The organism is Pantoea sp., from assembly GCF_028283705.1.
In the GTDB taxonomy this organism is placed as follows: Bacteria; Pseudomonadota; Gammaproteobacteria; order Enterobacterales; family Enterobacteriaceae; genus Pantoea.
The window spans coordinates 126,174-136,821 of record NZ_JAPWKD010000003.1; the positions used below are offsets into that span (position 1 = coordinate 126,174).

Sequence of the window (10,648 nt, forward strand, 5' to 3'; positions counted from 1 at the left end):
GTTTAACGTTTCCGCCGCCAGATCAACAGCAGAATAAAAGCAATCACCAGCAGTACAACGGCGGCTACACCGGATTGCGCCAGCAGTACCAGGGGTGATGAGGGGCCACCCTGACGGATCTCTGCCACCTGCTCCGGTGACACCGTCACATTCTGATTGCCATAGCGGTGCAGGATCCAGTTAGACAGAGTGGCAATCTGCTGATTATCCAGATGATTAAGCGCGTTAGGTTGCGCACCGAAGGGCGGCATAAACACGTTGCCCTGTGCTGTATCGCGTTCTACACCAAACAGAATAGTCGCAATAAGATTAGATGAATTCCGCTCTGCCGTGGCGCTGTTATGGAACAGGCTGGGATAGAAGCCATCTTTAGTTCCCTGCCCACTGCTGCCGTGGCAGGAGGCGCAGTTCCCTGAAAACAACCTTGCCCCCTCGTCACTGACCGGTTCTGCAAAGGCGTGACCACGGAATGCTGCAAGGTTGTTGCCCGCCTCACCCTGGGTAAAGCGCGAAGTCCCGGAAGCGAAAGCCGTATGATCCGGAACACTCTGCATATATTCGGCGATTGCCGTCAGATCCTGATCCGACAGATGCTGGAAGCTGTGAGTAATGGCTTCAGCCATGCTGCCTGCCGCCTGTGCTTTTCCTGCCAGCCGGCCGGTACGCAGATAAGTAATCAAATCCTGCTGTGACCACTGACCAATGCCGCTGACCGGGTTGGCGGTAATATTTGGCGCAAACCAGGGACCCACCTGTGCGCCGGTAAAGGCTGCATCGGCTTTCTCCTGCATCAGAAAACCACGCGGCGTATGGCAGGAACTGCAGTGCGCAGCGCCTTCCACCAGGTAACGGCCCCGGTTCCAGCTGGCTGTCTGTGCAGTATCCGGCTGGTAACCAGGCGCATTCAGGAACAGCGCATTCCAGAACATCATGGAAAAACGCAGGTTGAGCGGAAATGGCAGATGGGTCTGCGCCGTAGGATGATCGACCGGCTTCACGCCCGACATAAAATAGGCATAGAGCGCATGGAGATCGTCGTCGGTCAGCACCGCATAAGCGGTATACGGCATCGCCGGATACAGATGAGCACCGTCTGCCCGAATCCCTTTACGCAGCGCATCAGCAAACTGTTGTTCGCTGTAATTGCCGATACCGTCGGCTTTCGATGGCGTGATGTTGGTGGCGATGATTTCCCCTACCGGTGAGGCAATGGCTTTGCCACCGGCAAAGGGTTGCGACACTGAGGCGGTATGGCAGGCGGTACAATCGGCAGCTACCGCCAGATATTCGCCCTTTTTCACCAAAGCATCATCACTGGCGGCGTGGACTGTGACAGAAGAAAAAGCCAGCATCAGTGCCAGCGTGCCCTGTTTAAATCTCAGCATCTTCACACCTCCTGCGCCTGTTGTACGATGGCATCAGCGGCTCTGAACGCCAGCGCCACCATCGTCAGGGTACTGTTGCCACAGGCGGTGCTCGCCATTGCGCCACCGCCTGGCAGGAACAGGTTGCGGTGATCGTGCGCACGGCAGACATCATCCACAACCGAACTGGCAGGATCGTGCCCCATGATGGTGCCACCCATGATGTGCTTACTCTGGTTAAACTGTTTCGAAAACTTCCTGTCGATAGCGCCCATCGCATCGGCAATGCGTTCGGCAATCGGTCTGGAGTAGTCATTGTAAGAACGGCGGACATAGTCGCCCACGTCGTATTGAATCGCCGGTTTTGGCAAGCCGAGCCAGTCTTTTTTATCTGACAGTGTCAGGCGGTTATTGGCGTCAGGCAGGATCTCATGCGCCAGCACGATATCGGCAGTGCAGGCGGTCATACGGCGAATTTCTTCATCCAGTGCTTTGCCGACCAGCCCTTTTTGTAAGGCACCAAAGGTGACAAAACGGTTGCGGGCGAAATTGTTAAAGCGGAAGTACGCTCCGGCATGTTGGGAGCGGAAATCCCCCTGGGAGGTTTCCATAATACCGCTGTTGACTACCGGCCCCACACCCGCCCAATAAGGTTCTTCCAGCGTCACCGTCATGGTGATTTGTGGATGGTCCATCATATTGCGGCCAACCTGATCAGAGCTGTTGGCAATGCCATTCGGGTTGCGGCTATCCGCCGACATCAGCAACAGCTTGGGCGTTTCAAGGCCGTTACAGGCGATGATAAACAGTTTGCCGCTGACGCGATGCGTCTGGCGATGCTGGTCATAGTAATGCACCGCTTCAATCTGATTGCTGGCATTGGTTTCAATGCGCCAGACCACGGCGTTATCAACAATGGTGGCCCCTTTGGCTTCCAGACGTGACAACGCAGTAGCACCATCATATTTAGCGCCGACCGGGCAAACCGGAACACAGTTATTATTGGCGCAGCAGGCAGGACGATCGTCATAAGAGGTGCCGCTGTTGCGTGCCTGAGCCGTCGGAATGTTATGCAGCCCCAGCTTCTCGTGAACGACCTCGGTAAAACGCGCTTCGCCCGGACCAAAAGGTAACGCAGGCATAGGATAAGGCTTCGATCGTCGCGGTGGCCATTGCAATGCCGGATCGTCCGGGCCGCAAATTCCCAGTTTGTACTCGGCGCGCGCGTAATAAGGTTCGAGGGTGTCATAGTCGAAGGCCCAGTCGCGCCCCACGCCGTAACGGGTGTGTAGTTGCATATCGGCCGGGGTTAAACGCCAGCAGGTACCTGCCCAGTGCCAGGTGGAACCACCGGCATAGCGCACATAGCTTTGCGCGTAGGAATCGTTACCGCTTAATTGCAGATAACCTTTGCCCGCACCAGCGGGTTCCGGGTGCGGAGCCCACTCACGTGAGGGATAACATTCAATCGGATTGCCTTTCGCCGCCAGCGGCAGATTACGAAAGTTTTCCACGATTTCAGCGCGGGACACGCGTGGTCCGGCTTCCAGCATGAGCACCGGAATGCCAGCATCCAGTAGTTGTTCAGCGATCACCACACCGACCACGCCGGTACCAACGATCACCACAGGTGACTGATTTGGGGCTGCCATAATTGTCTTCTTATCAGATTCAGAATTGCGGTACAGGAAGGACCGGAGTGTTCGCACGTTGCCAGTTATTGGGACCACTGATGCCGTAAGACGGTATGGTGATCACATCCAGCGTTGTGTGCCAGGTGAGAGCCTGTTCATAGGCGAAGGTTTTGGCGGTACGTACAGGAGCGAGGCTGCCGGTATACCAGCCAAAGATGATTTTATGCGCCAGCTCCTGTAACGCACCCTGTGGAATCGCCGGGAAGAAATCCTCAACGATACTGGCCTTATTTGCGCGGGCAATGGCAAGCAATTGGTTAAGTTTTTCCAGCAAGCCGCTCTCCTCACTTTCCAGTAACGTCAACATGCGCTGACCCACGGCGTCATCGAGCTGATGGTTAACCAGCAGACGAGAAAGTTGCATAAACGGGGAAAAGGTTGGTGACGGTTGTGCAACCGCAAACGACGGTAGTACCGAGGTAACCAGACCACTGGCAATGATCACTGCACCGGAAAGCAGCACTTTCCGGCGTGAGAGCTGGACCTTTCCGATGGAAAGATCGTCTGACTGTAACATGTTGATTCCCTGACTGTTCACATAACTCAATACCGCCACAGATTTGCAGCGGAAAACTTCACTTCAGACCTAACTCATTGATTTTCTATTAACAATAACGAAACGCAACGTTAATTAAATGACTCATAGTTGCGATAGTTATTAATATATTAAATGAAAGTTAAACAAATTCCATACGAAATGAAATTTTTTCGTCAGCGTTGAGCAAGATTGTTCAGAAAATGAATGTATCGGATGTTTGGTGAGCAGCCAGACGCGGAGTTATTGCAAGGTTCAGGTGTACCGCACAAACAGCAATTGCCTGATGCTGAATGAGGTACATCCTGCTCATCAGCAATCTTTTCAGATATACATTCATTTCACTGTCCTGACTCGTTCCTTTTTGAAAAAGCTGTGTTCGAAAGGCGTGTTCCCGTCATATATGCCTTATCCCTCTGATTAAATTACAGCTGGCGCATCTGGAAAAAATAAACCATTCAGAGAATATTCCATTTTATTCTTCTATTATGTACCTACCTGAACGCGATCGCTTAAAGTCATTTTTTCAAAACGGTCTCAATCAAAGAAAACCGCATTTTATGCTTGACTCCTATTTACAAAGCATTAACTTTTATAATTGCCTTCGATGTTATAGATTAACGAAGAAATGATTTAGTTCAGGTGGAAAAATGCCCTCCAGGTTACACAGTAAATTAATTCATGAAGTTGGGAGTTCCAGAGGCATGTTGTACAGGATGGTAATTTCCTATGCGCTTACTCTGGGCTCAGTCATCGTGCTACTGGCGATCATTAAAGAAAAAACATCAAATATTAATGTTTATTTCATAATTAATCTCCTAACGGTTTTCTTGCTCACCTGGTTTATAAGAAGATCATTCAAAATTTACTTACAGGAAAGACATTTCACCACGTTCAGAATAGGGCTTTTCCTCCTGTTAAACTCCACTCTGGCCTCTATGGCCGGCGGTCTGAAAGTCATTGACAGGGATACAACCGCTCTTATCGCTGCTGTGCTGTATGCACCGGCCATCCTGCTCTTTATTTATTCATTTAACAACTTTATCAACTTTGTCAACGAACGGTATAAATCTGTCGTAGGCCTGTCTCTGACAGATGAGCTGACCGGCCTTCCCAACAGACGTCATATGAACTTAAAGTTAAAGGAAATTGAAAATACTGCGGGTGTCATCTGCATCATGGACATTGATGACTTCAAGAAAATCAATGACTCGTACGGTCATGATATGGGAGACAGTGTTCTCAGACAGGTTGGTGCCATTCTTAAAAGTTTCATTGATGACAAAACATTTATCGCGCGTTCCGGTGGAGAAGAGTTCTCAGTCATCATTACCGGAAATGATCACCTGAATAGCATCATTGAAGAAATAAAAAATTCCATCTCCCTGATCTCCATCGAAGGCACCTTAGTCACAGTCAGTATCGGTGTGTCTGAAAAGAAGGACCATCAAACCACTTCCAGCGTGTTATCCGCAGCTGATTCAGCCTTGTACCAATCTAAACATAACGGAAAAAATAAAATAACCTATTATTCGGTTTCGAAGAGATTCCTGGAAATCAGTTAAGAACGAATGAAGAATTATAAGGACATTCCTAAACAGGCCCGAAACTGATTTAACCAGCCATAGTTTATAAATCAAACTATCCATTGAAACGATTATTTCACGCTCAATGCCTGAGGCAAGGTAAGGGAAAGTGTGAATAATTGATTGCCAGCGTATCTCTGGCAACCAAATTCAGCTGCAGTCAGCGTTACCATGACAGTGGGAGATTAATAATCGCCTTTATGCCAGTCCGTATAATAGTGGGTCCCATAACAATACCCGGGCAGGGTTCGGAGACGGCCCGACCATAAACGAGAACCCCTGTCAGTGCGGATTCGCCTGAGCGATAAGCCACCTTCTCCTCCGCCAGTGTCATCATAACTGGCTGCCAGGTGAATTTATCCAGCGGTTGAACGCTTCCTTCCAGTCCGGATGCCAACGGGACAGTGCCGGACGGTTCTCAACCATGTCCTGTAATGCCCAGGTGATTCGCTTCCGGTCCAGATCAGAAGACACCGCGTTATCCGGGCAGATAATGTAAAAATCACCGGCGGTGAAATGTTCAAGGAAATAATCCACCACCTGGCCCGATGTCCAGGCTTCATCAGGTTTAGCGTCGGCCTGCTCATTCATTCCCGGGAAATTCATGTCTGTCCAGGTGAAACCCGGAACCAGCAAATGTGCCGTCACACGCCCAGATGTCACCTGTAAAAGTTCATGGGCGAGTTGCTCGGTTAACACCTTAATGGCAGCCTTGCCCGCGCTGTAGGCGGCATTGCCGGGCGGAGTGGTGATCCCTTCCTTTGAACCGAGGTTAACAATCGCACCGGTCTGTTCCATCGCCAGCATCAGCGGCACAAACAGGTGTTGCAGGGTCACAGCGGACAGCAGATTGACTTCGAAGTTGTTGCGCCATTTGTCGGGAGAATCCCAGGGGCCACCGCCCGCTTTAATACCGACATTATTGATAAGCAGAGCGATCTCACCAAATGCTGCAAGCGTTTTATCGCGCAGGCGGGTCAGATCATCAACGCTGGTCACATCGCCGGTGACAAGACAGCATTCCGTCCCTAAGGTGGCTGCCAGCACCTGTAGCGCCGTTTCATCTCTGTCGAACAGGCTTAGCCGCATCCCTTCCCTGCTCAAACGACGGGCTAGTGCCGCGCCGATACCTTTTGCCGCACCGGTAATGACCGCCACGCGGCCGGCTGCGATGACTGAATCTGTCATTTCTGACTCCTTCTGGTGATGTGAACCGAGAGGTACATGAGCAACAGCGCTATTGCTGAGAACACCACGCCAACCCAACCTGTGGAAATCCAGGAGCCACCTGCGGCAATTGCCAGTCCGCCGCAGGCGGCCCCCAGCGCATTGGAAATATTAAATGCGCTATGCGTCAGTGAAGAGGCAAGTGTCTGCGCGTCACCCGCAATATTCATCATGTGAGACTGCAGCGCAGGCACCAGCGCGAATCCGTTACCGAGAAAGAAAATCGCGATCAACACCGGCACCTTCCATTCAGCAACAAGTGCGAAGAGGCCCAGCACGAGTATATTCCAGCAGATCATGCCAAAGACCGACGGGATCAAGGCCCGGTCCGCCAGACGCCCGCCAATCACATTGCCAGTAACCATGCCAACACCCCAGAGCACGAGGATCCACGGCACCCATTTCAGATCGAAACCGCTGACTTCGGTAAGGGCCGGGGTGATAAAGCTATAAACGGCGAACATACCGGCAAAACTGACCGAGGCTACCCCGAACGTCATCAGAATTTGCGGGCTGCGCAACGCCCCCAGCTCTTTCAATGGTGATGCTCCACCATCAGCCGGAACTGACGGAACAAACAGTTTCACCATCACCGCCGTCAGGACGATACCCACGGTCACTACCGCGAAAGACATGCGCCAACCCAGCGATTGTCCCACCCAGGTGACAAGAGGAACCCCGGCTACGTTGGCTACAGCAAGACCCAGCATCACGTAACCGATATACCGTGCCTTCTGATCAGACGGCACCATTGACGCCGCAACCAGCGCGGAAACGCCATACCATGCACCGTGTGGCAACCCTGAAATAAAGCGGGCAATCAGCAGAGAACTATAATTCCAGGCTGCAGCGCTAAAGGCATAACCGGCCAGCGCAATGAGCAGTAACGCCAGCAGCAAAATTCTGCGCGGCCAGCGTGCACCCAGGATGGCTATCGCCGGTGCGCCAACCACCACGCCTGCTGCGTAGGCGCTGATATAGGCCCCCGCCGCCGGAACGGAAACACCGGTGCCTTGCGCCAGATCCGGCAGCAAACTCATGGGAGAGAATTCGCCGGTGCCAATGCATAATCCACCGGCTCCCAGCGCCAGCATGGCGGGTAATATCCCTGCGGGTGGCTGTACTCTGTCCAGTTCTGCAGGGTAAGTCTGATCTGTCATAACGTTTGTCGTCTCCCAATGGAAGCAATGCCAGCCATTGGCAGGGACTGAAATAAAAAGAACTGCTGTACGATGACCACAGTCCTCAGCCTGATCGGGCTGTGCAAAATCAGTACCGCCATGGGTGATGGCATTACATTGGTATCGATGAGTTGGAATACACTATAAACCCGCTGCTCTGGTTAATTGTTTAGCCAGAACCCATGGCTCAGTGAATTTAACTCAACAATAGTGACATGCGGGTTGTTGACCGCAGGGTGATAAGCGTGATTTCTGAACGCTGGCCAAGCCGGAGGAGAAAACCGTTCCAGATTCCGGTGCCGTTACTGACGTAAAGTGCCCTATTTCCGATCTGATACTGTCCTGATACATAACCATTGTTTGCCGGCGCCACAAGCCGGTCCAGCGTTCTCCGGTTAGATTTTTACAAAGGCAGAGGATCGGTTGCATCGTATTTATGAATAAATCTAAACTTAACACGCTAAAATCTGGCCAGAGTTGCGTTATTTAGTACGGGGCATTTAATCTGGCTCAACATTAGGATGTTAATTATGCCAGTCAGACCCATTGCCAGACTCTCGCGTAGCGACCTGGCGGACCTCAACGCATTCAAAGCAGTCGAAAGACTACGCAGTTTCACTAAAGCAGCGGTAGAGTTGGGGATTAGTACGTCCGCACTCAGTCACTCTGTGCGTAATCTGGAAACGCGCCTGGGTGTGCGGTTACTGAACCGGACCAGTCGTACCGTTGCGCCAACGGAAGCGGGCGCCAACCTGGCACTACGGCTTGAGGTGGGATTTCGTGAAATAGGTGAAGCGCTGGATGATATCAACCGTATGCGCGACCGACCGGTTGGCCGCCTGCGTCTCAACGTACTGAGCGATGGAGCCAGACTCATCATTGCCCGCCATCTGCCAAAGTTCATCAGCCTGTACCCGGACGTTGAAGTTGAAATCAGCGTGGATGACCGGATGGTGGATATCGTGTCAGAGGGATTCGATGCAGGCATACGCTTCGGCAATACTGTGCCAGAAGATTTCGCGACAGTGCGGCTTGGCCCCGATTTGAAATGGGTGGCAGTGGCTTCACCCCGTTATCTTTACCACCGTACTGCGCCTGCCGTTCCTGAAGATCTCCGCTTACATTCCTGTCTGCAAATGCGTACCGGCCAGGGCACCATTTATAAATGGGAGTTTCGTCGTGGCGATGATTATCGCGTGATTGATGTTCCCGGGCAGATTTGCGTTAGTGAAACTGCGCTGGCGATAGAACTGGCCCTCGCAGGCACCGGTATCGCCTACTGTCTTGAAGACCGTGTGAGTACCTATCTTCGTGATGGCAGTCTGAGGGTTGTTCTGCCTGAATGGTCGCCGACCGAGCCTGCTATGCATCTTTATTATCCTGGTCACCGCCGCATACCGCAGGGTCTGCGGGAGCTTATCGATGTGCTGAAGGAAGAGATTTAAGCAGAACAGAGGAAAAAAATGCAGGCTTAGCCGGTCAGGAGAAAATATCAAAGCTGCTGGTCTGGCAGTATTAGCCCCTGGAGAGTCTGTAAATCCTAAACCGCTGAGTGTGGCATAGGTTCGACACTGTGAATTGAGAATCCCCGCCGTTTACGGCGGGGAGCAGTCAATAAACGGCAACCCGGACCATCCTTACTGGTATGTTTCTTTGTCCGGGTGCGTGTTTCAGAGTTTATCGGCACTGCCGCACATACGAATTTTCTCCTGCACCACCCGCTTCATTGCCTGCTTGCCCGGTTCCATATACTCCCGTGGATCATTGGCATTGGGGTGCTGATAAAAGAACGCTTTTACCGCGTCTGAGAAGGCGATCTTGAGTTCAGTGGCGACATTGACTTTGCATATCCCCAGCTCGATCGACCGGCGCAGCATCGCTTCAGGAATACCTGAGGCACCGTGCAGCACCAGCGGGATACCAACCCGGTCACGGATCTGCGCCAGCCGTTCAAAATCCAGCTTCGGCTCCCCCTGATACATACCGTGTGCAGAACCGATGGCCACCGCGAGTGAATCGATACCCGTGCGTTTCACATATTCGGCGGCTTTGAGCGGGTCGGTAAAAATGCTGTCTTTCTCGTCCACCAGGATGTTGTCCTCCTGACCGCCCAGGCGGCCAAGCTCGGCCTCGACACTCGCATCATAGCGATGACACAGGCGTACCACGTCAGCCACCTTTTCAATGTTCTGCTCAAAAGGAAAATGCGAAGCATCGATCATCACCGAACGTACACCGGCTTTCACTTTAATCCCGATATCGTCAAAATTTTCATGGTGATCAAGATGCAGTGCGATGGGCAGATCATACTTACGCGCCGCCTGCTGGCAGATGGCAACCAGATAATTCAACCCGGCATACTTATAGGTGCCCGTGGTGCCCGCCATGATCACTGGCGACCCCATCTGTGCCGCAGTTTCAGCAATGACCTGAACGGTTTCCAGATTGTGGACATTAAAAGCAGGAACTGCATAGCCTCCCTGCTGCGCTTTGAGCAGCATCGCGCGATTGGATACCAGATACATTATGGCTGCCCTCCTTCACTGCCGGAGAAATCCAGCATGATCTTGCCGCTCATCGGTTTACCTTGCAGCGCCGTGACTGCCCTGGCGTACTCATCTGCACCGCCCTGCACGGCAATCAATGCTGACAGGTCGATTTTGCCCTGCTCAAACAGCTGTGTAGCCTGCTGCCATTCCACACCAGGCCATTCACCGGAGTAGTTCATCCAGCTGCCCAGCACCTTTAACTCTTTGCGCAAAATCAGGCCAAACGTGCCGCTGTTCAGTTTCAAATCCCGGTGCAATGTACCGATAAGCCCAATCTGTGCATGCGGACCGGCGATCTGGATACACAGCTCCACCGTCTGTGGTGTACCCGCCGTTTCGAGAATCAACTGTTCAAAACGACGGGGTTCCAGCGCCTGTCTGATCTCCTCCGCTGACATCTCTGCGCTGTTGAAGACATAATCCGCTCCCTGTTCCAGTGACAGTGCCAGCCGTTCGGGATTGATATCGATGGCGGTTACCGAACGCGCGCCCAGAGCTTTAGCACACTGCAT

9 protein-coding genes are annotated in these 10,648 nt (G+C 52.3%); 2 read left to right on the forward strand and 7 right to left on the reverse strand.

The annotated features are described in order from the left end of the window. Window positions 1-2 precede the first annotated feature (2 nt). Genes PW844_RS03205 through PW844_RS03215 form a run of 3 tightly spaced genes read right to left on the reverse strand, consistent with a single transcriptional unit; the run spans window position 3 to window position 3,575 of the window. A complete protein-coding gene (locus PW844_RS03205) occupies window positions 3-1,352 on the reverse strand; it encodes a c-type cytochrome (RefSeq protein WP_299447185.1) in 1,350 nt (449 codons plus the stop codon). 35 nt (window positions 1,353-1,387) lie between these two features. Continuing rightward, window positions 1,388-3,016 carry a GMC family oxidoreductase gene (locus PW844_RS03210; RefSeq protein WP_299447153.1) on the reverse strand — a complete coding sequence of 543 codons (1,629 nt, stop codon included), beginning with the start codon at window positions 3,014-3,016 and terminating at the stop codon, window positions 1,388-1,390. A gap of 19 nt (window positions 3,017-3,035) precedes the next feature. Continuing rightward, entirely contained in the window at window positions 3,036-3,575 is a 540-nt protein-coding gene (locus PW844_RS03215) for a sugar dehydrogenase complex small subunit (RefSeq protein WP_299447156.1), read from the reverse strand. Between the two features lie 734 nt (window positions 3,576-4,309). Between PW844_RS03215 and PW844_RS03220 the strand changes: the two genes are divergently transcribed. Then, a complete protein-coding gene (locus PW844_RS03220) occupies window positions 4,310-5,158 on the forward strand; it encodes a GGDEF domain-containing protein (protein ID WP_299447159.1) in 849 nt (282 codons plus the stop codon). Between the two features lie 354 nt (window positions 5,159-5,512). Here PW844_RS03220 and PW844_RS03225 read toward each other — a convergent pair whose 3' ends face one another. Together PW844_RS03225 and PW844_RS03230 are read right to left on the reverse strand one after the other, a co-directional pair. Further along, window positions 5,513-6,367 carry an SDR family oxidoreductase gene (locus tag PW844_RS03225; protein WP_299447161.1) on the reverse strand — a complete coding sequence of 285 codons (855 nt, stop codon included), beginning with the start codon at window positions 6,365-6,367 and terminating at the stop codon, window positions 5,513-5,515. Beyond that, complete coding sequence (locus PW844_RS03230; protein WP_299447164.1) at window positions 6,364-7,566, reverse strand: MFS transporter; 1,203 nt, start codon at window positions 7,564-7,566, stop codon at window positions 6,364-6,366. Before PW844_RS03230 ends, PW844_RS03225 begins: the two co-directional genes overlap by 4 nt. A 551-nt stretch (window positions 7,567-8,117) precedes the next feature. Between PW844_RS03230 and PW844_RS03235 the strand changes: the two genes are divergently transcribed. Then, entirely contained in the window at window positions 8,118-9,032 is a 915-nt protein-coding gene (locus PW844_RS03235; protein ID WP_299447167.1) for a LysR family transcriptional regulator, read from the forward strand. A gap of 225 nt (window positions 9,033-9,257) precedes the next feature. Here the strand turns inward: PW844_RS03235 and PW844_RS03240 are convergent, their stop codons facing one another. Then, entirely contained in the window at window positions 9,258-10,112 is an 855-nt protein-coding gene (locus PW844_RS03240) for a tagatose bisphosphate family class II aldolase (protein ID WP_299447170.1), read from the reverse strand. Then, the coding region (locus PW844_RS03245) for a zinc-binding dehydrogenase (RefSeq protein ID WP_299447173.1) at window positions 10,112-10,648 on the reverse strand (537 nt) is incomplete at its 5' end. The genes PW844_RS03245 and PW844_RS03240, both read right to left, overlap by 1 nt.